The organism is Pseudoalteromonas sp. MelDa3, assembly GCF_002863625.1.
GTDB lineage: Bacteria > Pseudomonadota > Gammaproteobacteria > Enterobacterales > Alteromonadaceae > Pseudoalteromonas > Pseudoalteromonas arctica.
In genome coordinates, this window is sequence record NZ_PJBR01000015.1 from 27,657 (window position 1) to 46,926 (window position 19,270).

At 37.9% G+C, this 19,270-nt stretch carries 20 protein-coding genes and 1 pseudogene; 12 read left to right on the top strand and 9 right to left on the bottom strand.

Going from position 1 to position 19,270, the window contains the following annotated elements; all coding sequences use genetic code 11:
* The first annotated feature begins 62 nt into the window (after positions 1-62).
* The 3 genes from CXF89_RS05345 to CXF89_RS05355 all read left to right on the top strand — a co-directional run bounded on the left by CXF89_RS05345 (position 63) and on the right by CXF89_RS05355 (position 3,517).
* A complete protein-coding gene (locus CXF89_RS05345) occupies positions 63-1,634 on the top strand; it encodes an FAD-dependent oxidoreductase (protein ID WP_121954005.1) in 1,572 nt (523 codons plus the stop codon).
* 212 nt (positions 1,635-1,846) lie between these two features.
* Positions 1,847-2,710 carry a protease HtpX gene (gene htpX / locus CXF89_RS05350; protein ID WP_121954006.1) on the top strand — a complete coding sequence of 288 codons (864 nt, stop codon included), beginning with the start codon at positions 1,847-1,849 and terminating at the stop codon, positions 2,708-2,710.
* A gap of 297 nt (positions 2,711-3,007) precedes the next feature.
* A complete protein-coding gene (locus tag CXF89_RS05355; RefSeq protein ID WP_231612876.1) occupies positions 3,008-3,517 on the top strand; it encodes a hypothetical protein in 510 nt (169 codons plus the stop codon).
* Positions 3,518-3,625: 108 nt separating this feature from the next.
* Here the strand turns inward: CXF89_RS05355 and CXF89_RS05360 are convergent, their stop codons facing one another.
* Together CXF89_RS05360 and gloA are read right to left on the bottom strand one after the other, a co-directional pair.
* Positions 3,626-4,048 (bottom strand): hypothetical protein, encoded by a 423-nt coding sequence (locus tag CXF89_RS05360; RefSeq protein ID WP_121954007.1) that lies wholly within the window; start codon positions 4,046-4,048, stop codon positions 3,626-3,628.
* A 68-nt stretch (positions 4,049-4,116) separates the two neighbouring features.
* Entirely contained in the window at positions 4,117-4,644 is a 528-nt protein-coding gene (gloA, locus tag CXF89_RS05365) for a lactoylglutathione lyase (RefSeq protein ID WP_121954008.1), read from the bottom strand.
* Positions 4,645-4,843: 199 nt separating this feature from the next.
* Here gloA and CXF89_RS05370 point away from each other — a divergent pair, with 199 nt between their 5' ends.
* Genes CXF89_RS05370 through CXF89_RS05380 form a run of 3 tightly spaced genes read left to right on the top strand, consistent with a single transcriptional unit; the run spans position 4,844 to position 6,244 of the window.
* On the top strand, positions 4,844-5,296 hold the full coding sequence (locus CXF89_RS05370) for a DUF302 domain-containing protein (RefSeq protein WP_121954009.1): 453 nt from the start codon (positions 4,844-4,846) through the stop codon (positions 5,294-5,296).
* A 41-nt stretch (positions 5,297-5,337) separates the two neighbouring features.
* Positions 5,338-5,694 carry a hypothetical protein gene (locus CXF89_RS05375; protein WP_257983179.1) on the top strand — a complete coding sequence of 119 codons (357 nt, stop codon included), beginning with the start codon at positions 5,338-5,340 and terminating at the stop codon, positions 5,692-5,694.
* Between the two features lie 34 nt (positions 5,695-5,728).
* Positions 5,729-6,244, top strand: coding sequence for a DUF421 domain-containing protein (locus CXF89_RS05380; RefSeq protein WP_121954011.1), 516 nt, complete (start codon positions 5,729-5,731; stop codon positions 6,242-6,244).
* Between the two features lie 87 nt (positions 6,245-6,331).
* On the opposite strand, the gene CXF89_RS05385 is transcribed toward CXF89_RS05380, so the two are convergent.
* Positions 6,332-6,949 (bottom strand): trimeric intracellular cation channel family protein, encoded by a 618-nt coding sequence (locus tag CXF89_RS05385; RefSeq protein WP_121954012.1) that lies wholly within the window; start codon positions 6,947-6,949, stop codon positions 6,332-6,334.
* Between the two features lie 391 nt (positions 6,950-7,340).
* Between CXF89_RS05385 and CXF89_RS21555 the strand changes: the two are divergent.
* The 5 genes and pseudogenes from CXF89_RS21555 to CXF89_RS05410 form a co-directional block, all read left to right on the top strand.
* A pseudogene (locus CXF89_RS21555) lies at positions 7,341-7,557 on the top strand (cold shock domain-containing protein); the annotation flags it as partial.
* A 304-nt stretch (positions 7,558-7,861) separates the two neighbouring features.
* On the top strand, positions 7,862-8,884 hold the full coding sequence (locus CXF89_RS05395; RefSeq protein ID WP_145990800.1) for a hypothetical protein: 1,023 nt from the start codon (positions 7,862-7,864) through the stop codon (positions 8,882-8,884).
* Positions 8,885-8,895: 11 nt separating this feature from the next.
* Entirely contained in the window at positions 8,896-10,710 is a 1,815-nt protein-coding gene (locus CXF89_RS05400; protein ID WP_180961382.1) for a S8 family serine peptidase, read from the top strand.
* A 131-nt stretch (positions 10,711-10,841) separates the two neighbouring features.
* The gene (locus CXF89_RS05405) at positions 10,842-10,952 is read left to right on the top strand and encodes a transposase (RefSeq protein WP_257983180.1); all 111 of its coding nucleotides are present in this window, start codon (positions 10,842-10,844) and stop codon (positions 10,950-10,952) included.
* Between the two features lie 227 nt (positions 10,953-11,179).
* Positions 11,180-11,539 carry a hypothetical protein gene (locus CXF89_RS05410; RefSeq protein WP_121954015.1) on the top strand — a complete coding sequence of 120 codons (360 nt, stop codon included), beginning with the start codon at positions 11,180-11,182 and terminating at the stop codon, positions 11,537-11,539.
* A 524-nt stretch (positions 11,540-12,063) separates the two neighbouring features.
* Here CXF89_RS05410 and CXF89_RS05415 read toward each other — a convergent pair.
* On the bottom strand, positions 12,064-13,098 hold the full coding sequence (locus tag CXF89_RS05415; protein ID WP_121954016.1) for an IS110 family RNA-guided transposase: 1,035 nt from the start codon (positions 13,096-13,098) through the stop codon (positions 12,064-12,066).
* A 140-nt stretch (positions 13,099-13,238) separates the two neighbouring features.
* Here CXF89_RS05415 and CXF89_RS05420 point away from each other — a divergent pair, with 140 nt between their 5' ends.
* Entirely contained in the window at positions 13,239-13,682 is a 444-nt protein-coding gene (locus CXF89_RS05420) for a hypothetical protein (RefSeq protein WP_121954017.1), read from the top strand.
* A gap of 254 nt (positions 13,683-13,936) precedes the next feature.
* Here CXF89_RS05420 and CXF89_RS05425 read toward each other — a convergent pair whose 3' ends face one another.
* The 5 genes from CXF89_RS05425 to CXF89_RS05445 all read right to left on the bottom strand — a co-directional run bounded on the left by CXF89_RS05425 (position 13,937) and on the right by CXF89_RS05445 (position 19,084).
* Positions 13,937-14,539 (bottom strand): thiamine biosynthesis protein ThiC, encoded by a 603-nt coding sequence (locus CXF89_RS05425; RefSeq protein ID WP_121954018.1) that lies wholly within the window; start codon positions 14,537-14,539, stop codon positions 13,937-13,939.
* Between the two features lie 354 nt (positions 14,540-14,893).
* Complete coding sequence (locus CXF89_RS05430; RefSeq protein WP_024593761.1) at positions 14,894-15,595, bottom strand: metal-dependent hydrolase; 702 nt, start codon at positions 15,593-15,595, stop codon at positions 14,894-14,896.
* Positions 15,596-15,757: 162 nt separating this feature from the next.
* Positions 15,758-17,386, bottom strand: coding sequence for a sensor domain-containing diguanylate cyclase (locus tag CXF89_RS05435; protein WP_121954019.1), 1,629 nt, complete (start codon positions 17,384-17,386; stop codon positions 15,758-15,760).
* Positions 17,373-17,819 carry a type 2 periplasmic-binding domain-containing protein gene (locus tag CXF89_RS05440; RefSeq protein WP_024598374.1) on the bottom strand — a complete coding sequence of 149 codons (447 nt, stop codon included), beginning with the start codon at positions 17,817-17,819 and terminating at the stop codon, positions 17,373-17,375. The genes CXF89_RS05435 and CXF89_RS05440 overlap by 14 nt, the downstream gene beginning before the upstream one ends.
* A 2-nt stretch (positions 17,820-17,821) precedes the next feature.
* Positions 17,822-19,084 (bottom strand): hypothetical protein, encoded by a 1,263-nt coding sequence (locus CXF89_RS05445; RefSeq protein WP_121954020.1) that lies wholly within the window; start codon positions 19,082-19,084, stop codon positions 17,822-17,824.
* Positions 19,085-19,270: the final 186 nt, after the last annotated feature.

Genomic DNA, 19,270 nt, shown 5'->3' on the forward strand with positions numbered 1-19,270 from the left:
TATAAACATTTATAAATACAAAGCTTGCTCAAAAACAATGTTACTAAGGACATAACGACTATATGACGCACCCATTTATTGAAAACTACGCCCCAGATGCGCACGTAAGCGCTGAGCCAAAAGCACTAAACTATGGCTTACCTAAAAAACGCGTAGGCATAATTGGTGGGGGCACAGCTGGCGCCACAATAGCCATTAGGCTTGCTGCGTTAGGGTTAGAAACTTATGTACTTGAAAAGAAAAAGTCGTTAATTGATGGCCCTCCAATGTGCCATTTGCATGCAGGTGGCAACTTATACCGTGAAATACCCGACGAAGACTGCATAGATTTACTCAAGCAATGTATAGATATTGCTCGCCTTTATCCTCACACCATCGATGTTCGCCCCACAGTATTTGCAGTGCCTAAGCGCGACGACGACTCACCGGAGGATTTATTTCCGCGTTTAGATAAATTAGTAAAATCCTACAGCGAGCTTATTGAGCAAGACAGCGCTAATAAAGTATTAGGCGAGCCAGAGCATTATTATCAGTTATATAGTCGCGCACAAATGCTAAAGCTTGCTAAGCAAAAACAAGTAATCAAGCCAACGTCGTTAGATGAGTGGATGATACCCGTCGCTAAGCATTTAGATTTAGATAAGCTAAAGTTTCCGCTTATTATTGCACAAGAATATGGTTGGAATATATTTCGTTTATCGGCCAGTGCTCAACTCGCGCTTGCCGAGTATAAACGTGCACACGTTTTAACCAGCACCAGCGTTAAAAATGTATCGCCAGTTATAAATACCAATAAAGATAAGCAAACACATAAGTGGCGCATTGAATATCAATCAGAGCCAAATCTTAACACGCAAACTGATTCACAAGCCGATACACAAACCATTGAGGTAGATTACCTAATTAACGCGTGTGGTTTTCAAACCGGTATTATTGATGACTTGGTTGGCGTAGATGTTAAACGTATGGTTGAATTTAAAGCCTCTTACATCACTCATTGGCAAGGTGCTGGTGGGCAAATACCCGAAATTATTATTTACGGTAACCGTGGCACACCAGAGGGCATGGCGCAGCTAACGCCTTACCCAAATGGATATTTTCAAATACACGGCATGACCAACGACATTACGTTATTTAATGATGGCTTAGCTGATGCAACACCAATGAGTGCTCAACCTAAACTCCCCGATAAATACCTGCACTATATTAAAGATGGGTGGGACAAAACAGCATTGAAAACACGCACCCAAACAGCAATTGATTATGTAGCCGAGTTTGTACCTGCGTTTAAAAGTGCTAATACACAAAATAATGCCTTGTTTGGCGGGCAACAAATCCCAGGGGATGACGACACTTTGCGCGTAGCCGATGTAAGTTTATATTCTGATATTAGTTACGCACGAGCCGAAAATGTTAAAGCATCATCAGCGTTAATAGCTGCAGATCAAATAGTGTCTGAGTTTATAAAATTGGGAATAATAAGCAGTGATCCTGCTGTAAATCATCACCGCAGTACCCACCAATGGTCGTATCTTAAACATAATAGTGGCGAAAAAATTGGCGAAGTTGCACGCATATTGGCACACGAGCGTGGTTTTCCAATTGATATGGCAGAACTAAATAACAGCTTGTAATAAGCTAATTTAAAAAGAAACTTTAGTCTTAAACTTGCTGTAAAACGCTTCTTAAAAAAATTATCAATAAACACATAAATAACACTTGTGTTATGACATAGTTTGTCACAAAATAGCGCTAACGTTATGACATAGTGTGTCATAACGCAGTGATTGCTTTAACCTAATTTAATTTTATGTTCGGTGATCAAACCTATTTTTGTGAGGACAATATGAAACGTATATTTTTGTTTTTATTAACTAACCTAGCGGTTATGTTGGTATTAGGTGTAGTGCTTTCAATAATAATGAGCGCGCTGGGCTTAAGTCATCGTAGCCTAGGCGGAATTTTACTTATAGCCACCGTATTTGGTTTTGGTGGATCGTTTATTTCGTTATTTATGTCGAAATGGATCGCTAAAAAATCAACAGGCGCGTATGTAATTACGCAGCCTCGAAACGAAACCGAACATTGGCTTGTACAAACGGTATCTGCGCAAGCACAAAAAGCAGGTATTAAAATGCCAGAAGTGGCTATTTACGACAGCCCAGAAATGAATGCGTTTGCAACGGGCCCTAGTAAAAACAACTCATTAGTGGCAGTAAGCACAGGCTTAATGCACAACATGACCAAAGATCAGGCCGAAGCCGTACTTGCCCACGAAGTATCGCACGTGGCTAACGGCGACATGGTAACGCTTACCCTAATACAAGGCGTGGTAAACACCTTTGTAATATTTGCTGCAAAAGTACTTGCAGGCATAGTAGATAACTTTATTAATAGCGATGAAGAAGAGGGTGGTAGTAGTTGGACATACTTCTTATTCGATATGTTATTCCAAGTATTATTTGGTGTGCTAGCAAGCATAGTAGTGGCAAGTTACAGCCGTAAACGTGAATTTGCAGCCGACAGCGGCGCAGCAAAACTAGTTGGTGCCGATAAAATGCGATCAGCCCTTGAGCGTTTAAAGCAAAACCATCCTTCGCAATTAGAAGGCTCAATGATGGCCTTTGGTATTGCAAGTGGGAAAGGTGTTGCTGAGTTGTTTTCGTCGCACCCACCGCTTGATGCTCGAATCGACGCACTTCGTAAGTAATTATGTAAATTAGTTAATATACTAAGCCAGCTTAATCGCTGGCTTTTTTATGTTTACGCAAAATGCTAAAAACAACAGCGCTGTTTGTATATACAGTTGTTTTTAATGCCAGCTAAAATCGCTACTTATTTAGGCTATATGTGTTTACGGAGTTACTATGTATGAGTAAACTAAAATACCTTAAAGCCAGCAATACTACTGGTTTTAATACTTAACATTTAATACTTAACATTTAATACTTAACATTTAATACTTAACATTTAATACTTAACAAGGATGCTTATTGTAGTGGAAAAGATGCAGCAAACTAAAGAATGCATTATGTGTTTTAGCGCTATAGATTCACGCGCTAAAAAATGCCCGCAATGCACCTCACTTCAAGCTAAATATTCTAACTTAGAAAACAATCCCATTATTATTGGTGCATTGGCCTTAATTATTGTTGGTATTTTTGGGTTTATTTTTTATCAAAATATATATGTAGCAGGGCTTGAAGAACAAGCACAAAAAAACCTAACTGCTAATGTAAACCAAATAAGCACTAAAAATGAAACCGATGGTTTGTATGTTGCCTGTATAGGGCAAATAAAAAATGAATCAGATTTTTCGTTTAAAAATATAAAGTTTAAGATCGATTTTTTAACAAATCAAAACGCACTAGTCGATACGCTATCAATAACCGACGAAGACCTAATTCTACAGCCTAATGACTCAACAAACTTTAGAGTAAGAGGGATAGCCCAAAAGTCTGCTAATAGTTATAACAAGTGCCAAGTAACAATAACCGATGCTTGGGCCTATGAATAGCTAATAATTTAAAATTTTTTAGGTTTTGTTACCTCTCGAAATAGTGAGGTAACAAAACCTAGTAGCAATAAGATTGATAATTAATTGCGAGTATGGACTGTTCTATACCTATTTAGCTGCGCAGGTTCTCATTATGCTTAGCCAATTAGGAATGTTTGAGTTACCTATTTCTCCCATTCCATACGCATTAACTGTAGTTTTATCATTTGTTACTTTCAAAACTTCAATAAATAAGTAGTAATAGTTATCATAACTCACGGTTATTTCAGCAACTCCCAAGTCCGAATATATATTGGTATAAGTAGCATTTGAGAAGTTAATCTTTTGTTTTTCTGCTTTCTCGTCCCAACACTTAACAAGAGCCTGATAGTTAGCGTTAAAAGTTAAATTATCTTCCCTTATATCAGGAGAGTAGCGAAGGGCATCCTTATTATCTCTTGGAATGGTCACCATCGAACTACAACCTCCGAGAAAGATTGCGAATAGAATTACTACTTTTAACATTTTTACTTCCCTTATATTTTTATCCATGAATTTAGCCCAACATTAAAGTAAAAATATTAGGCTTCAGTTAGTTATAAAACTATAGCAGCTCATTATTACTGAGAAAGAATAATTTCAGTAATTCCCTCAGCAGAGAGTATTTCAATCCAGTAGCCATCAGGATCTTTAATAAAGGCTAAGCCTTTCATTGAGCCATCATCTGGTTTTTTTACAAACTCTACATCGTATTTTGCAAAGCGCTCACAGGCCTCGTAAACATCCGGCACGCTAATACCAATATGGCCAAAGCCTTTAGGTTCTTGATTACCGCTGTGGTATCCCTCAAAACTGTCATCGTTTTCAGTGCCCCAATTATGGGTTAACTCAATCAACGCAGGGCGATGAAACACCCATTCAGCTTTTGCCTTATCATCGCCTTCTGGCAACTCTTGTTCGTAGCCTAAAAAGTAAAGCGTAAATTTCATACCAGGAAAGTCATACTTACCTAAAAGCTTCATCCCCAATACATTTTGATAAAATTCTAAAGACGGCTTTGGATCTTTAATACGCAACATAGTTTGCTGCATCACATAGCCTTGCGTGGCTTGTTCAATTTGCTCTGGAGATTCGTTATAGCTAGACATGGTGATCCTTACTGAAAATAATAAAGCGGAATAATATTTATTGACCCATCATAATCAACCGTAAGGTAAATTTAAACAGCTTTAAGTTATTCAAGAGTAATTCTACGTGTAAGAAGTAAATTTAATATAGTAAAGTGAAACTCTTCGATTTAACTTTTAAAGTAGTAACTTTTAGTTACTTATATTCAAAGGAGAAGGTATGAAAACACTAAATATTATTTTTGGACTCGCATTACTCTTTGCTATTACAAATGCTAACGCAGTAGAGGGACTAATTTCAGTAAAAAGCTCATTAAGCGCTACAGCCACTATGGATAAGTTTGAGCATTTAGCAAAACAAAAAGGGCTAAATATATTTGCACGAATAGATCATGCTGCTGGTGCTAAAAAAGTAGAACAGCAACTACGCCCAACAGAGGTTCTTATATTTGGTAACCCCAAAGGCGGCACACCTCTTATGCAGTGCGCACAAACAATAGGTATTGATTTACCGCTAAAAGCACTGGTATGGGAAGACGCACAATCGCAAGTGTGGTTAAGTTATAACGATCCTACTTATATAGCTGAGCGCCATAACGCAGTAAATTGCCCAGCGGCTAAAAAAATAGGTAAAGTATTAGCAGCACTGGCAGATAAAACTGTTGGACCATAAAACTAACTTTAAACAATGCATTAGCTAAATTAAGGATGATTTTGAAACAATCTTCAATCGTATTTTTAGCCGTAGTAAGCCTGTTTTTACAGGCTTTTTTGCTAATCTCGCTAATTAGTTTTTTTACAAGTATTTACAATGCTTATGTAACATTTGCTGGTGGCGATCCTCAATTAATAGCAGGGCATATTTCATCAGGTATTGTAATTTCGTTAATACAAATTGCACCAGCAATAGCTGGCTATTTTATAAGTTACACGTTGATTAAAAATAAACGTGTAAATGACTTTGCATTGCTTAAATCTGCTTTAAAGTTTTATGCATATCTATGGCTTTTATTTATCCCCATTGGTACGATTTTAGGTGCAAAGCTATTAACTCAATTAAAGAAGGGTTAAATTTAATAGCGGCTTTAAAAATAAAGGAGTAACTATGTTTTTTGATGATGTTCAGGGTTTAGTGCGCGTACTTATTATTGGCGTATTGGGTTATGTAGCGCTGGTGTTTTGGTTGCGTGTATCGGGCAAGCGAACACTATCTAAATGGAACGTGTTCGACTTTGTAGTCACCATTGCGCTGGGCTCTATTCTTGCCTCGGTAATTATTTCAAAAAGTGTCGCGCTGCTTGAGGGTATATTGGCCTTTGTTGTTTTAATAGGGCTGCAATATTTAATTACCTGGCTTAGTGTTCGCTCATCTAAATTTGCAGCTTTAGTAAAAGCTGAGCCCACGTTGTTACTGAGTGATGGTGAATATTGCACCGCTGCACTTAAATCGCAGCGAGTAACAAAATCAGAAATTCGCGCTGCTATTCGTGGTGCGGGTATATTAGCCATAGAAAATGTAGCCGCCGTAGTGCTAGAAACCGATGGCAGTTTTAGCGTACTTAAGCAAAATAACAGCGGCTCTAAAACCGCGTTAAGCGATGTAGTGAGTGTTAAATCGTGATAGAGAGCATTAAAGAGTAATAAAAGAGGAGACAGGTGTGATTGCCTAGCCGATTCAAGCCTGTCTCATTTAATTTATTTAAGTTACTTACTTAGCGGGTTCTAATAAACTAAATGTAGGTAAGCGCCACTTAAAGCGTATTGATGCCATACGTATTAAGTAACCTGCAACCAAGCTCACAACAATGCTTATGTTGTCGTCAATATTGTAGTGGTGCAATGCTAGGTATAAGCACGCTACAAGTAACGATACGCTTGCATATAGCTCATTGTGTAATACCAACGGTGCTTGGCGACAAATCAAATCGCGCAGTAACCCACCAAATACGCCAGTAACAACGGCGGCCACTACACAAATACCGTAATGTAATCCCATATTTAGACCCACTTGGCAGCCAATAATACTAAAGGCAGCTAAACCCAGCGCGTCTAGGCGCATAAATATGCCTTTAAATTTAACTACCCATTTAGCCAGCCACGTAGTAACAATACCGGCAATACAGGTAATTAATAAATACTCTGGGTGTTGTACCCACGTAAGCGGGTAATTGCCTAGTAATATATCTCGAACGCTACCACCACCAATTGCTGTAGCGCTGGCTACTAGCACTACGCCAAACCAATCCATTTTCATTCGTCCTGCGCTAAGTGCGCCGGTCATGGCTTCTGCGGTAATACCAATAATATAAACAACGGTTAGTAACATGAGATAATCACTTAAAATACGTGCGTAAAAATAAGGTGTGGATTGTATAGATAAGTTAAGTAAATAACGAATGAAAAATCATACTAAAAAAGCATCATTCAGATAGAAATAACTAATAACAAAAACCAGTGTAAACAAGGTGTTAATCTAATGAGCGAGTCCGCAGTGGTTGTGATGAATCAAAGGACATATGGCCGCAAATTATAAATATAATAGGTTGGGTTTAGTTGTTTTTAGTGCGTTTATTTTTCTGTAATTTTAATAGATAAGACGTGAAAATTAACGCAATATGAATAATTGGTTGCATGGTTTTAATTTAGGAACGTATAATAACAAATGTTAACTAAATGGAATTTTCCTAAAACGCAGCTTAAGCATAACAGGCGGATACATGCACAAAGGATTGTTAAAGACGTGGAAAACCGACAAAGGTTTTGGTTTTATTAAATCAGACACCCTAGAGCACGATACCTTTATACACATTTCAGCGCTCAAACACATGAGCCGCAAGCCTAAAGTTGGCGACACCATTTATTTTGAAATTGCAACACAGCCCGACGGTAAAATCAAAGCAATTAACTGCCGTATAGAAGGCGTTGCAGAGCTTAAAGCCCCTTATCAAAAACACAATCAACAGCCGCATCGCATTGCCAAATCTAATTTTGCCAGTAGCTTTTTAGGTAAAGTTGCCTCAATTGCGCTTATTGCTGCACTTTGCTTTTATGCGATTAATAAATACAGTTCTCACTCAAACACTATAAATTTAAGTAGTGTTCGTTCAAATAATCATGCATCGTTGATGAAAATATCTGAAGATTGTTGTTCGTAAAATAACACAAAACGTTACCTCAAGTGGTAAGCAATACTGTAATCAAACATAGAATAAACCTCGCCTTAACAAACAGGAATATCATGATGAATAAAAATATTTTAAAAGCATTAATCCTAACGGTGGCATCGCTATCACTTGTGGCATGTGGCGGCGGCGGTGACGAAAAAACTCCAACTCCAACCACCCCAGTTACACCTCCAACTGGTGGTGGTGATGACGACGATACTGGTGGCGATACTGGTGGCGATACTGGGACAATAAAAGATTTCAAAGTTAATATCGTGGTTGATGTTAATACTGTTGGAGAGGGAGAGTCATTATCATTCCCGGTTACATTGACAGATGCAAACGCAGACATTGTTACTGCTACAATCAATAAAGCAATTCCAGATAACACGTACAGCGTGGTCTTTACCCAGCTAACAAGTACTACAGGGGTTATAGATGTAACTGTTGGTGAATTGATTAGAGATTCATCTACGTCATTCAAGATCTACTTTGACGACACAAAGAATGTCATTAACTCAACGATATCAATCAATTTAATCAACACGTCAGCAATTGCGATTCTTAAAAAGTCGGAAAGTGCAGTAAGGAACGTTAACGCCTTACTTTTGATGACTCCAGAAACAAAATTAATTAACCGAATTTCAGAATTAGCCCAAATCGTTGATAACGAAAACTACACGAATTTCAGTTCGAGTTTCAGTTCTACGGAGGCAGCTTACCTTGAAGAACAGACAAAAGAGCGACTTTTAAACATAGCTGCAACACTAGATGAAGCCAATAAACGTTACTTCGCCCAGCAAGGTAGTGAAAATGACTTTCCTGACACTTTAGTCTCATTTGAACAAAACTTGTCAGCACTAACATCAATAAAGGTCGAAAATATCAACCATCAAATTGAGCAAACTGGAGGGTTGGTTAGTGAAATTAAAACTGGTGGTTATGAGTATTCAGAAGAGTATGACACTTTCTCTCTATTTATTGGCAACGAAGAATTAGGCTCTTATAACGACGATGGAACATGGGTGTTTAAAAATGAATTCAAATTATTAACATCAGTAGTAATCCCTAACATCGAAACTTGTGAAGCACAATAAGGTATATGAAAATGAAAAACTTTAAAATGAAAGCACTAGCAGTAATGACATTAGCCCTTGTAGCTTCACCATCAATGGCAAGTGATACAGTTCGACTTATGGTTTTAGATAAGAACCCGATGCAAAAAGTGAGTTCAAAAAAAGCTCAAATTAGCACATTTAGCCAAGCATCATTACCTAATGTAGGTGAATCTTGTTTAACAACGCCAGATGGAAATAATGAATGGTGTATAACAAAAAAAGCCAATAAAGTTGGTATGAGTTACAACACAGCTTCTCAGCAGAGTTCTGTAAGTTTCAATTCAATGGAAGTAGTTGAACTACCTTCTTATGGCTATGACGCAAACAGTGTTGCTGAAATATTGAACGAAGATGGTCGGTTTGGTTATGTTGAAGTTGACTATGAAGTAACTACTGATGATTTCCAAAAAATTGTTGCGAACCAAGAATCAGTTGATTCGCCAAGAAGTAACGATCCTAACTATAGCAGTCTTAATGATTACTTTACTTCTGTCGAAGAGTCGCCTGTAGGAATGGATATATTTAATGCATGGGACAAGTACCCATTGTTTGATAAAAAAGATAGTATTGATGTTCTTGTTTTTGACTCATCTTTCTTTCTAAATGACGATCTTGATTACCATGTTGCCGGTGGACGTAGTTTTTCTTCAATCCCACTTTCAGAAGGTGGTGTATTTCAGGATCGTGGTAATACTTTCGCTCCACCACAAGAAGCTCTTGATTTGGGGATTTGTACTGGTCATGGCTTAAGTGTTGCGGGTATTATTGCTGCTACAAACAATAATGGTATTGGTGCTAGCGGAGTGTTGAATAATGTAGTACTTCACCCTATTCGTGTTATGACTTGTGGTAAAGGATTTCTATCTGATTCAATAGAAGCTTTAGAATGGGCTGCTGGTAAACCTATTGAAAACGTTAATCCATACGAGGGTAAGCCTGGTGTTATTAATATAAGCCTAAGAGCTATTAGTGAGCGTTGTGGTGATATATTACAATCAGCAATTAATAACGCAACTGACGCTGGTTTCACTGTCGTTGTTGCGGTTGGTAATGATAACGCTAATGACAGATTGGCAGTGCCGGCATCTTGTGAAAATGTAATATCTGTAGCATCACTTGATAAGAGCGGCTCTAAATCATCCTTTTCTAACTATGACGAAAACGTCAAAGTATCAGTTTTAGGTGAGTTTTTAGCGACACCGTGTGATGAAACAAACGACTCTTGCCTTATTTCAGGAACCTCGACGGCATCACCTTTAGTTGCTGGTGTTATCGCTGCGACGCGACTAAAGGCTAATCCAAGTCGAGAAGTTTTAGATTTAGCACTGAAATTTAGCTCTAACTCATCTGTGATTAAAGATGATTGTGTTATTGGTGGTGTTAGTATGTGTGGTTCGGGTGTTCCAAATCTAATGAAAATGATTGATATTTCAGAAAGAGCGGCAAATGGCACTTTGAATACAATTGAATTCGTTTTAGATAAAGATGGTGCTTGTGATGATACTTGGTTGTTAAATAACTTTAGTGACGCATTACCGATTTGTGAAATTCAAAAAGTAACGTTCTTTGCGGGTAACATTGCTTTTAATACTACATTTAAACTTTTCGAATCAGCAAAGGGAACTACCGAAGAAGCTACTCTTATCGGTGAATACACCAAAAGCGAAGCTTATGTTAGTGCTTTAAATGTAGCTGAAAATGACTATACAGTTCAGTATTGTGAGTCAGGTGTTTGTAATGATACTTTCTTTGAGGTTAATACAGACTTGGCTGCAGAAGAGTTTAAACCTGAATCTTGTAAGTAAAAAATCATGTTATCAAAAACGCACTTAGGTGCGTTTTTCCCTTTCGGGGAAATATATTTAACAATACACCGATCCTAAATTGTGCACCTAATTAAACGAATTACTAAGCTTTAATAAGTGTGAATAAAGCTATGAATAAATTGATCACTACAACCTTACGAGGTCAAATTAAAGTGAATGCGCAATGGCAACTGTATTGCCTTGTTCATAATATAGAAAAGCTGAAAAACACGATGAATTAAGAAGAGTAAGACCTTTCAACCTAAAATAAAGCCACTCAAAGACTAATAACACTTTCAAAAATGCCAATTAAAACAATACCAAACACTTATTTTTATGCTGCATAAAGGTACGGTAATAGATTGAACCAAAATAGGAACTCAGCTATGGTTTGTTTATAAATAAAAACATATAAAAACGAGTTAATCTACTGGCTCGTTATAAATCTTAATAAAGTAATGGAGTACACATGAAAATTAACTATCTAATAATGTCTACACTAGTCATGATCTCAGGCTGTAATGAATCGGATTCCAACAATGATATCGAAGTGTATATAAGTACGGGGGAGCTACAATGTCAGGAAAACGGTTTATCTATTTCAGTAACTAAGAGTTATTTACTCGATGCTAATGTAGAAGTGAAAAATGAAAGTTGTGGTTATTTAACTCAATTTACTTACGCTGCGGTGTGTGGTGGGGGAACAGGGAAGTTACATGTATTCACTATTGATAAAACCGATTCACAAGTTGCAGAAAATATAGGTTTTACTATACCTGACAGCTCAGTTTCTGAAGATGATTATATAAAATTAGAGTGTGGTATCTAACGATTTATAACTATAAGCTATTTAAGCAGGACTTTGCTCTTTTCCCGTTTTAGTGGAGACTGTAGTGGTCAATAATGGAATTAACAGTGGAATTAACAGTGACATATATGGACGCTCCCTTGAAGTCAAGACGAGCTAATGTCTAAACATCAAAATTGATGCCTTTATTTAATTGTCATGTATCCCATTTCACAGTCATGATACGTCACAAGCTTGCTGAAAAGCAAAGGTACTGACATATATTCGAGCTATGGTGTCATGATTGTCATGCGCCATGCTCCTAATGAGCTTCGTACCAAGGGACCTAAAAAATATTCACCCAAACGAGATTAAATCTCGAGTCTTTATCTGGTCAACCTTGGTTAGCGTGCGCTTTTTGTTTCATTATAAGTGAAGTACATACAGGATAAGCGTATGTTACGACTTAAGTGCCCAAACACCCACTCAGGTTTTAAAACCTATGTCATAACCAGGCTGTCTTAAGTCGTAAACTCGGGTGTGATTGGCGTGTAAAATACGCATAATTAAGCATCCTTGTGTGTATTTTGCACATACTGAGGAGAGTAGAATGTTTGCTTGGTCAGCAATATCCACATCAGTCGCGCCAATCTGTGTGCGGTGGCGACCACCACACAATTAAAGTGTTTTTTCTCGCGCAACTGGTTTATCCACTGGCTTAGCGCATCTGTTTTATGGTGGCTTCTGGCGATAAGGGCGCGAGCACCGTGAATAAGTTGTTTTCGTAGGTAACTGTTGCCGCGTTTAGTAATACCAGACATTTTACTTTTATCGCCTGATGCGTATTGTTTAGGTGTTAATCCTAGCCACACACCGAGTTCTTTTGCGCTCTTAAATGCCTGACCGTTCCCGATTGATGCTGCATAGGCTGAGGCATTGAGTACACCCACGCCAGGGATAGAGTGAAGTATTTTAGCGTTTGTATCCCGTTCAACGTGTGCAGTAAGCATCGCTTCAATAGCTTTAATGCGTTTAACAAGGGTTTTGTATTCGGTGTAAATATCACTCACCATTATGCGCAGCTGAGGGCGAAGCTCAGAATCACTTTCTAAGGCAATTATCCCTTGCTCAAACGCCTTAATACCGACAGGAAATACATACCCAAAATCGACCAATAAACCGCGTAACTGGTTGGTTGCAGCAATCCTGTTTTGCAGAAGTCGCTCACGTATCTTATGGAGCATGAGTATTTCTTGCTGAGCTTCGGTTTTAATAGGAACGAATTTAATATGAGGGCGTAAGCTTGCTTCATAGATAGCAAGTGCATCGTTACTGTCGTTTTTATTACCGCGAACAAAGGGGGTAACGTGTTGTGCAGGAATAAGGTCAACGGTATGACCGTAAGACGAAAATACTCTTCCCCAGTAGTGGGAAGAATAACAGGCTTCCATCACCACGCGGCACGGAGGGGTATTAGCTAAGAAGGCGTTGAGTTTAGCTCTGTTTAAACGTTTATTGCATTCTCTTTTATGGTTAGAATTAAAGCCAGCGACTTGGAATACATTTTTTGCCAAATCAATTGATAATGTGCTAATTTTCATGACGGACGTTCCCTTTTGACTGAGTGAGTTCAATTACCAGTTTGGCGCATTGACGCCGTTTTGGGGAGCGTCCATCTCATCACCCATCTTAAATTTCAGCTTAGTCAGCAGTGCAGAGCAAGTTTTCGGAGTATTAAAAAATGGACTTTGTTATATACTTAATTTTATTTTTATTGTTCTATATTTTAGTCAATTATATCCAAAGCATTATTGGGTATTACCCTAAACTAGCTAGAGAATATAAAACGGATTTAATTATTTCTGATTCCTCACTTTTAAAATCAAGCAGTATGTACTTGACGAATGTGGCAGATATTTCTCGTGAGAAAAACAGTGAATATCGGACTTGGCTAAATATTAAATCATTTCAGCAAGGTATATTTATAAGCCAAAAACGGATGTTGATTCTACTATTTCCCAGGAGTTTTTTAATACCATGGGAGCAAATTAGTTTAATAAAAGAAAAAACTAATTTTCTTAAAAATCAATATCTTTATAAAGTCGAATGTAAAAAAGAACCTGTTTATATCATTACGAAATTCGATTTATTAAAAAGCGTAAGTAACAAGAATTTACGAGAATAAATGAAGTCAAATCTTGACTTCACACACCAAAGCTTAACTGAGTTAAATCGCTTTGATATAAGCCATTATCCTCTTTAAAAGCGAAGCGCCTTATATCCTCTTTGTGAATTAGTCTTTAGATTACTAAGAGGGAACAAACTAGGAATGCGCTGAGCGTATACTTTAAACGTAAAACATCGGCGAATTAGATCTCTAATACACGCCGATGTTTATAATTTATTTAAGTAAGCACATTACTTGTAAGGTATTAAGCCTTAGTCTTGTTTGCGGTTAAGACTAATCAAACATATTGCTAAAAGTAACGTTGCAATCATGCCTGAAGCGCCAGCAACACCTGATGGAAGGAATCCATCACGGCCAAAGATGATTAATATAGCATTGGCAAACATAGCAACCACACCAGCTAAGGCAGTAAGGCCGCCAATTGCTTTGCCACCTTTAGCGATAAAAGACAGGCCAAAAACAAGAGCTGCTAATCCCAATAATAATTTAGCTGCGTAGTAAATCATGAATGACAAAGAAACCACGCCACTTATTAAAGGTTGTGCGCCTTCTACGGCACCCGCTACTTTTCCAAATGTAGAAAACAAAGTAAGGCCAATGCTTACCTGCACTATGTTAAGAATCGCGCTAAATGTTATAGCCGACCATCCTAACTGAGCGTTTTGTGCTTGCACCATAGCAGAACCCGCAAAGGCAACAAGTAGAGTGAAAACTACGGCTTCTAGTCCCCATGCATACTGCCTTGAAAAACTAATTTCTGCACTGTAAAGGGCAGTAAAAACGGCCTGTGTTAACGCTAATACCAACAATAAAGATGCCGTAATTAGCATGGTGCGTTTATTCGTAAATTCCATTATGTACCTCTTATAATTTTATATTTTATGCTTTTGAAAAACTGTAATAGCTCTCATACTTGGGTAGAAGACAGGTAAAGCTATTTAATTATTTCACTCAAACCTACAAAAGTAATAATTAATAACAAATAAGCTCAAGCTACGGATTTTAATTAAAACTTAAATCGGCAAAGTCGCTTTGATTCAAGCCATTTATGCCTCTAAAAGCGCAGGGTCTCACACTCTCTTTGTGAATTAACTTTTAGATTACTAAGAGGGCATTTTACACGTATTCTAGTAATGGACATAAGCGACTTTTAAAAAGTCACTTATTGTAGTCAGGTAATGCTGTAAAAAGGCTTAAAACCTACTTTGTTAAGATAGAAATATAAAGTGAGACCAATCACTTAATGCTGTGATAGTTTGTTCTGTAGGGGGCGCAACATAGATTAAACCTGCAATTGCAATAATTGAAGCTAGCGTAATTAACTTATTATCGAAGTCAGCTATTTTTAAAGCGGTGCCAAAAGAGCGTTTAATTCTGACATTACTTAAATCTACACTGTAAATTTCATCCAGCAATAAATGAATTAATCCACCTAGTAAAATAAACCCACCCGTTAACCAGGCAAAGACGGCAGCTTGTGTGGTTGATTGGTCATTCAGTTTCCATGTTACTTGAGTCGTTAATAGCGCGCATAACAGTATAAATAGTAAAGAGTGGCAACTACCTCTATGTACTGTGATCCATTCAAAAATTGGTCTAATAATATATTTCATAAATCCGTAAACCAATAATGGCACTACGATTAACTCGATAAAGCTAATTTCAATAATGAGCTCGGTGGTTATGTAATGCAGTACCAGTAATACAGCGCTGAGTGCGAATAAGTTAAAAATAGTATCGAGTGATGTTGAGTTATCTGAATCTATATCTGGTAATAAGCCGCCGATTGAGCCTAAAAACCATAACCAGAGTGCGCCCTTTAATTCAATATGTCCTGCAGATAATAAGGTGGCTGAGGCTAAGCCTGTGATGATTACGGCAGTATTAAGATGAGTATTGAAGTTTGCCATTGTATCTCTTGATGGGAAAAAGTAGGGCATTCTATCAATTGAAAAGTTTATTGTTCAATGTTCTTTAAAAATTGGGCTTAAATAACCTTGGCTCTGCTTATAAATCACTCTCTAGTAGCCATTTTTAGTGCTAACTGCGTTGAAAGAGCTCAATTAACCATCTTACTTTTTAAACTCGTCATAAAATGCAATTTGCCCTCGACCTGTTTCTTTTACGTGGTAGAGCATTTTGTCACCATTGATCATTAATTCGAGTAGCTCTTCACCATCATTAGGGCCTACTGCAATACCAATGCTTGCACCCACGGCGCATGTTTTATTTTGTGAAATATAAATGTCTTGTTGTAACTCGTTTAGCAAAGCGATGGATTGCTCACGCGTTGTTGCTTTGTTGTAGGTATTAACTTGCCTTGCAACAATAAATTCGTCACCGCCTAGTCGGATACATATATCGGTTTCTTGATTAAAACGCTTTTTAAATCGGTGCGCTATTTCAATAAGTACTTTATCTCCGGCTTCGTGGCCGTAGGTGTCATTTATTGGTTTAAACTTATCTAAATCAATCATCATTAGTACAAGGTGCTGATTATGTTTAACGCATTCACGAAGCACTTTTTTAAGGCGTTTTTCTCCCGCGCGGCGGTTAAGTAGGTCGGTTAGTGGGTCGTGATCGGCTTCAAAACGGGTTTGAAATTCGCGTTCTGCGCGCTCAGTTACATCATGTAAAATTACTTCAACTAAGTGTTCTTGATGGGCGCCTCGCTTTGTTTCACGTTGCTCTGTTAATCTAACAAATAAGCAGTGCAACCAAATGGTTTTATGGCCCACTTTACACTCTATATCTAGGGTCGCTTGTGGCGGGTTTTTATCACAACGAATATCTGCAAGCAGGCTTTGTAACTCATCAACGTTATTTAATAGAGCGGGAAAGTGCAAGGTTGATAATTCTTCTTCGCCGGGTACGGTAAAGTAATGTTTAAACGCTGGGTTAAAGGTGGTGATAATATTATTGTCATCTAATAAACAAATACCGGCGCTGGCTTGTTCAAAAATAAGTCTAAATTTTGCTTCTAGTTCTTGGGTTTTTTTACGAAGGGATTGCTCATTACTAATGGTTAGCTTTAACTCATGCATTAGAGCGTTTATACCATGCGTTAGCCTGCTTATTTCGTCTCGCTTACCTTGTTTAAATTCTAGCATTGTCATGGTTTCGGGATTAGTGGGGTCAATTGTCGCAAAGCTGTCTGTTAGGTTTTGAATAGGCTGAGTAAGCCATTTGCGTACAACTAACGATACAAAAAAAGCGATGACGATTGATTGAATCAGCATTAAAAGAAATTCTTTTATAAGTGATGACTTTGCTTGCTGTTCAATAAATTTATCGTCGGGGTATATGGCAAGTACACCTATGAAGGAGCCTTCTATAAAGGGGTGAATTAATTTAATTAAAACAGCTTCATTTTTTTTGTTAGTAGAGCCACTTGCAATAAATAACTCCATTTCGCCTTTTGCGTTTGCTTCTCCTTCTAGGCTTGCGCCTTGCACTAAATCGTTACTTAGTAAGCCATTAATAATTTCTTGGCTTAATTCACGATCGTTTAAGTAGGCAGCTATTGCGGCTGTTTTTCCCATTGTTTGTGCTAACTGCTGCACGAGTAGGTAATTGGTGTTTTTCTTTTCTTTAAAACCCGAGTAATAAGAAAGAGTTGACGATACTAACGTAACTACAATAGCGACAATGGCGATTGATAGAGCAACGCGTACGTAGAGTGCTTGGCTAATTTTTATCAAATGTGTATACCACTTTTACTGCGTCTGTAACCTGCGATTGGGGAATATAGCCAATTGCAAATTGTGATGCCGCTATTTTGTTTAACGCGTCTTCAACGGATGTTGAGGGTGTTGGGGGCTTTGCGCGCCCTGAAAACAATAACCTAGCCCAATAAGCATTAATTTTTTGCTCATCTTTGTTGACCAGTTGTAGGTAAAAGTCATTTTTTAATGTTGATTGCGCCGGCAAATCGAGTGGTTTAGAGGTTTCACCATCAGGGAACGTTAAATAACGGCCCATGTAAATATCAATAACTTCGCGCTTGGACAAGGCGTTAATTGTATTGCTTTTATTTACCACCACTACAAATTCTGTAGATTTTGCATTAACACTAACAAGGAGCAGGCATAGCGGCTGCAACAGATAAAGGAGTACGTTACGATAGCTCATCATTGTTAAAACACCATACTAGCGTTCAAACTTAGCATATGTACTTTGTGGCCTTCGTCTACATCAGCCGGATTACTAATGCTCCATAACCCCGCGCCTACGGGCTTTATATCAAAGCGGTCTAGTTGGGCTTTTAGCACTAAGCGCTCCGATAGCTGCCATTTTACACCTATGTTAATTGAATGCTGATGAACATAAGGCACTTTTATAGCAGCTTGTGTTGCAAGTGTTAGCTGTTGTATTGGTTCTGAAATTTGCTCGGGTGTGCCTGGTGAAAAAACAGGAGCGTTTACTTGTATAACATCATGACGATTTCTTGCTGCTGAAAAGCTCGTGTAAAATATTGCATTGTTTACCCTATACCCAGCGCTAATATAAGTGCTGAAAACTGAGGGGGCAATTATCCAATCGGATTCTGAAATACCTACTTCAGATTGAATAAGCCAATTATCATGATCGTAGGTAAGTCCAAACGCGGCATATTCTATACTGTGGCCTTTGGTATTAAATTTGTTAGATATAGTCTCTGCTTGTGGCCATATACTTTGTGGGACAGCGTCTAGTAAAGCTAAAAACTCATCTAGTGAGTCTAGCTTATAGTCACCAAAATCAGACTTTGAAAGTGAAAAGCGCACTGTCCAAGAATCCAGTGAATAGGTAGCACTTAAGGTTGTTAAATTATCAAAATCTATAAAAAAGTCTTTGTTGTATGCTTGCAGCTTTGCAGTAGAGCTCCCATAGGCGAGCTTTAAGCGTAAAAATCCTTCATCAATGGCTTTACTGTATTCAATATCCACGCCGTCGTAATTTCCTGCAATGTTTGCAAAAGAGTAGTATTCGTGAGGAGGGCGTATCCATAAGTAGGCGTATCCTACATAAGGATATTCAGAGAGTAAGTAAAGATCGCTATTTAGCCGACCAGCACGGATAGCCCAATGGCGTGAGGGGCGGTAACGTACAAAGGCGAGCTCTAAAAAGTTATCAAGACTTTTAAAGGTATGATCTTGTAAAACGACTTGTACCACGGAGTCCCAGTTTTTTGAGAGTGAGATATTAGCTTGCCCACCTAAAATTGAATCACGCGTTGCTGAAAAGCCTGTATCGTTTTCGTTTAAGTAATTAGATGCAAAGGCGATATCTGAATCGTCAGTGTAACTGAGTGTTAAGGATGCAAAACCGCTAAATTGCACGTCTATTTCATTTGCATAGCTTTTATTAGCAGCAGAAATAACCAATATAGCTATGGCAATTGTACCTCGGAACAACATGTTAGCGCTTATTTTTATGATATAGATAATAAAAAGATAGCACATTTTTTTAAATTACCAACTTTACTAACATACGTTTTTACCATAGGCATTAGGATGGCATGGACAGGCAGCTTACATTCTTTAGTGTTGGTTTTTAATTTAACTTAAATTGTAAATTTAAAATATAACACTATTCTAAGTTTC